Genomic DNA, 1,191 nt, shown 5'->3' with positions numbered 1-1,191 from the left:
GTGCGACTACCAGGGACTCCTGACCGGTCAGGACACCGTGGCAGTTGCACGAACACCGAGTTACATGACCGGGGACGGCCTGGCTCGCCGGCGATCGCCGTACTCCCGGCGGATGCGCTCGGCGTCGCGCGCCAGTCTCTCGTCGAGGACGGCGCCGCGCAGGGCGGCGGTCTCCGCGGCGTCACGACGCAACCGCTCGATCGCGACCGCGCGGCGTGCGCCCCAGTGGTCCTCCCAGTACACGTTGCTCGTGCCGAGCCCTTGGTCGCGCAGCAGGCGTTCGCGCTTCCACTGGTCGCGCGCGACCTCGTCGGCGGGGCGAGTGGCGACACCGCCGTCGGCGACCGGCCGGAGCTTGATCATCCCGTGCGCCTCGACGATGTGGTTGCCCACCCGGATGTCGCACCACTTGATGCCCTCGGTGGTGCGGACGGGGAACTGGGTGTCCGGCTCGCCGATGCCCGCTTCGAGTACCAGTAGCCGGGTGAGCGACTCGTGCACGGTCTCGGCGCCGGGGTCGGCCAGCGCGACGGCTTCGCGCGCCCAGCGGACGCCCGGCCAGCAGGTCATGATCGCGTACGCCGCCTCGAGGTCGAGCCGCGTGACGCCCCGTTGCATCGCGGCATCGCAGGCGACCACCCCGTCGACGACTCCGCGCTCCCGGGCGATGTCCACGGCGGTGCGCGGCAGGTCCAGCGCGGGCAGCCCCTGGACCCAGCCGACCTGGCTGGGGGAGAACCGGGCGAGATGGTGGCGCACGCGGTACTCCGTCCAGGCGTTGGTGAACCCGGGACGAGTCACGTGGACGAGCGGGTCGTTCGGCCGCAGGATGGGCAGCTCCCACGCGTGCGCCGACGAGTCGTGACTGAGCACCCAGCCACGGCGCATGGTCGTGACGGCGGCCCGAGCGAGGAGGAGCGGGCGGCCGACGTACTCGTCGAGCGCGGTCCAGTGCTCACCGGTGGTGAACACTCCCCGCCGGAGCCGGATGAGCTCGCCGGCGGCGACCTGCGCTCGGATGTCCGCCGGCGACAGGCCGAGGTCGAGGAGTTGCTCGCGGCGGATCACGCCGGAGCCCGCGGCGACGGCGGTGAGGACGCGTGGGTTCATGGCGGGGGAGCCTGCCCCGTGCGGGACCTCTCGCCAAGGGGTTCGCACGGGCCTGTGGATGACCGGGTGTGCGGAGCGGGC

1 protein-coding gene is annotated in these 1,191 nt (G+C 73.0%); it reads right to left on the bottom strand.

All coding sequences use genetic code 11. From position 1 onward, the window contains the following. Positions 1-60: 60 nt before the first annotated feature. On the bottom strand, positions 61-1,110 hold the full coding sequence (locus tag FHP29_RS01100; protein WP_139621032.1) for a type IV toxin-antitoxin system AbiEi family antitoxin domain-containing protein: 1,050 nt from the start codon (positions 1,108-1,110) through the stop codon (positions 61-63). Positions 1,111-1,191 lie beyond the last annotated feature (81 nt).

It is taken from the genome of Nocardioides albidus, from assembly GCF_006335005.1.
Lineage (GTDB): Bacteria > Actinomycetota > Actinomycetes > Propionibacteriales > Nocardioidaceae > Nocardioides > Nocardioides albidus.
The sequence above is the reverse complement of the archived record's forward strand: the minus strand, read 5'-3'. Positions and strand labels throughout refer to the sequence as shown.